The sequence below is a fragment of the uncultured Eubacterium sp. genome (assembly GCF_934295145.1).
Taxonomy (GTDB): Bacteria; Bacillota; Clostridia; order Lachnospirales; family Lachnospiraceae; genus Eubacterium_I.
Window position 1 is genome coordinate 1 of the sequence record NZ_CAKRAS010000109.1, and the last position, 3,067, is coordinate 3,067.

General features: G+C 45.5%; 3 protein-coding genes. All 3 read left to right on the plus strand.

All coding sequences use genetic code 11. The features are described from left to right. Positions 1-18 precede the first annotated feature (18 nt). Entirely contained in the window at positions 19-1,185 is a 1,167-nt protein-coding gene (locus tag Q0I54_RS13200) for an acyl-CoA dehydrogenase (RefSeq protein WP_296119335.1), read from the plus strand. Positions 1,186-1,199: 14 nt separating this feature from the next. After that, positions 1,200-1,991: an electron transfer flavoprotein subunit beta/FixA family protein gene (locus Q0I54_RS13205; RefSeq protein WP_296119336.1), complete on the plus strand. Its 792-nt coding sequence runs from the start codon at positions 1,200-1,202 to the stop codon at positions 1,989-1,991. A gap of 27 nt (positions 1,992-2,018) precedes the next feature. Beyond that, positions 2,019-3,067, plus strand: a 1,049-nt coding sequence (locus Q0I54_RS13210) for an electron transfer flavoprotein subunit alpha/FixB family protein (protein ID WP_296119338.1), incomplete at its 3' end; no start/stop codon positions are given.

A 3,067-nucleotide genomic window follows, 5' to 3' on the forward strand; every position in this document is an offset into this window, starting at 1 on the left:
ATGGAGGAAAAGTAAAAAATGGATTTCGGATTAAGTAAGAAACACGAAATGGCAAGAAGCCTTTTCAAAGAATTCGCTGAGAACGAAGTAAAACCACTTGCTCAGGAAGTTGATGAAACTGAAAAATTCCCGACTGGAACCGTTGAGAAAATGGCTAAATATGGCTTCCTTGGTATTCCTGTACCGAAGGAACTCGGCGGACAGGGTTGTGACATCCTTACATACGCTATGTGCGTAGAGGAGTTATCAAAAGTTTGCGGTACTACAGGTGTTATCGTATCTGCACATACATCCCTTTGTGTAGATCCGATCCTTACATTTGGTACACCAGAGCAGAAAGAGAAATATGTTCCGGACCTTGCTTCCGGTAAAAAACTGGGCGCTTTCGGTCTGACAGAGCCGATGGCAGGTACAGATGCCCAGGGTCAGCAGACAAAAGCTGTTTTAGATGGAGATGAGTGGGTTCTGAACGGATCCAAATGCTTCATCACAAACGGTAAAGAAGCTGACGTATATATCGTAATCGCTGTTACAGGCAAAGTTGAAAAACGTGGCAGAACAATGAAAGAGATCTCTGCTTTCATCGTTGAAAAAGGAACACCAGGATTTACATTTGGTGTTAAAGAGAAAAAAATGGGTATCCGTGGTTCATCCACATATGAGTTAATCTTCACAGATTGCCGTATCCCGAAAGAGAACCTTCTTGGAAAACAGGGTAAAGGTTTCAACATCGCTATGCATACACTGGATGGCGGACGTATCGGTATCGCTGCACAGGCACTTGGTCTTGCAGAGGGTGCATTAGAGACAACAGTTGCATACGTAAAAGAGAGAAAACAGTTCGGCAGAAGCATCGCTCAGTTCCAGAACACACAGTTCCAGTTAGCAGACATGGCTACAAAAGTAAAAGCTGCTCAGTTAATGGTATACAGAGCTGCATTAAAGAAAGATGAGTACCAGGCTGGTGCAAAAGTTTCTTATTCTGTAGAAGCTGCTATGGCAAAACTTTACGCTGCAGAAGTTGCAATGGAAGTTACAACAAAATGCGTACAGTTACATGGTGGTTATGGTTACATCAGAGAGTACGATGTTGAGCGTATGATGCGTGATGCTAAGATCACAGAGATCTACGAAGGAACAAGTGAAGTTCAGCGTATGGTTATTTCTGGTGCATTACTTAAGTAAGGAGGAAAACAATCGTGAAGATTATTGTTTGTATTAAACAGGTACCTGATACAGCAGGTGGAGTAAAGTTCAATCCGGACGGAACTCTTGACAGAGCAGCAATGCTCACAATCATGAACCCGGATGATAAAGCAGGTCTTGAGGCTGCTTTAAGATTAAAAGACCAGTATGGCGCAGAAGTTACTGTTTTAACAATGGGACTTCCGAAAGCTGGCGATACATTACGCGAAGCATTAGCAATGGGTGCTGACAATGCAGTTCTGGTAACAGACAGATGCCTTGGTGGTGCTGATACATGGGCTACATCTTCCACAATCGCAGCAGCGATCCGTGAGATGGGCGAGTATGACCTGATCATCACAGGCCGTCAGGCGATCGATGGTGATACTGCACAGGTTGGACCACAGATCTCTGAGCACCTTGATATCCCGGTAATCTCTTACGCACGTAAGATCGAGATCGAGGGAGATGCTGTAAAAGTACAGCGTCAGTATGACGACAGATATCATGTAGTAAAAGCTCAGATGCCTTGTCTGATCACATGCCTTGCAGAGATCAATGACCCGAGATACATGACACCGGGTGGAATCTTTGACGCATGCGAAGCAGAGATCACAACAATGGGAAGAGCAGAACTGAAGACACTGGAAGATGGAAACATGGGTCTTGCAGGTTCTCCGACAAAGATCGCAAAAGCATCCGACAAAGTAAGAAAAGGTGCTGGAGAGAAAATCACACTGGATACAGAAGAAGCTGTTTCTTATCTGCTTGGTAAGATGACAGAGAAACATGTATGCGGACTGTAAGAGAAAGGAGAAATAACAATGGCAGCAATGGAACAATCCTTAATTGAGCAGTACAAAGACGTATATGTATTCGCTCAGCAGGTTGATAATGAGATCAGCCCGATCGCTTTCGAGTTACTCGGAAAAGCAAAAGACCTTGCAAATGATTTAAATGAGAAAGTAGTAGCAGTATTACTTGGACATAACGTAAAAGACCTTGCAGCTCAGCTTGGTGCTTACGGTGCAGATAAAGTTATCGTTGTAGATGACAAAGAACTTGAGGTATACAGAACAGAGCCGTATACACATGCACTTGCATCTGTGATCAATGAGTTCAAACCGGAGATCATGTTAGTAGGAGCAACAGCAATCGGCCGTGACCTTGGCCCGCGTGTATCCGCACGTGTCCAGACAGGTCTGACAGCTGACTGTACATTACTTGAGATCGGTGATTTCCCACTGAACCCGATGCCGGGTAGAGAGCAGAAACACAATCAGTTACTGATGACACGTCCTGCTTTCGGTGGAAATACAATCGCAACAATCGCTTGCCCGGATAACCGTCCGCAGATGGCAACTGTTCGTCCGGGTGTTATGCAGAAGATCGATCCGATCGCTGATGCAAAACCGGAAGTGATCGAGTACAACCCGGGCTTCACACCGGACAACAAATACGTTGAGATTCTTGACGTTGTTAAGAACGTAGCTGACGTAGTAGACATCCAGGATGCTAAGATCCTTGTATCCGGCGGCCGTGGAGTTGGAACACCGGAGAACTTCAAAATGCTCGAAGAGCTGGCTGAGGTTGTTGGCGGTACAGTATCCTGCTCCCGTGCAGTTGTAGATGCAGGCTGGAAACCGCAGGATCTGCAGGTAGGACAGACTGGTAAGACAGTTCGTCCGCAGGTTTACTTTGCAATCGGTATTTCCGGAGCAATCCAGCACGTAGCCGGTATGGAAGAGTCTGACCTGATCATCGCAGTAAACAAAGACGAAGATGCTCCGATCTTTGACGTAGCTGATTACGGTATCGTTGGAGATCTGAACAAGATCGTTCCGCTTCTTACTGAGGAGATCAAAAAAGCTCTGGCAGCTAA

What these genes read in the sequence shown, in the direction of transcription:
- Q0I54_RS13200 (WP_296119335.1), top strand. Translation starts at nt 19, where the DNA reads ATGGATTTCGGATTAAGTAAGAAACACGAAATGGCAAGAAGCCTTTTC.